Source organism: Acinetobacter johnsonii, assembly GCF_048551975.1.
Classification (GTDB): domain Bacteria; phylum Pseudomonadota; class Gammaproteobacteria; order Pseudomonadales; family Moraxellaceae; genus Acinetobacter; species Acinetobacter johnsonii_A.
Window position 1 is genome coordinate 1 of sequence record NZ_JBIMCF010000112.1, and the last position, 324, is coordinate 324.

At 47.8% G+C, this 324-nt stretch carries 1 pseudogene; it reads left to right on the plus strand.

From position 1 onward, the window contains the following. Positions 1-324, plus strand: a pseudogene (locus tag ACG9ZB_RS16845) (gamma-glutamyl-phosphate reductase); the annotation flags it as partial.

The window sequence follows — 324 nt, forward strand, 5'->3', positions numbered from 1 at the left end:
GCGCAAGCTGACCAACACCAAGCCCTACCGATTGCGCTCAAGGCAAAAACTCACCGTTATGGCGTGTGTAATGCAATGGAAACCTTGCTGGTCGATGAAAAAGTCGCAGATGAGATTTTACCGCGTGTCGCTGAGCTCTATACTGAAAAACAAGTGGAGTTGCGCGGCTGTGTTGAAACTCAGCGCATTTTAGGTGCGGCAGTCAAAACGGCAACCGAAGAAGATTGGTACACCGTATATCTCGGTCCAATTTTAGCGGTGAAAGTGGTGTCTGGTATGGAAGAAGCGATTGAGCATATCAACAAATATGGCTCACATCATACC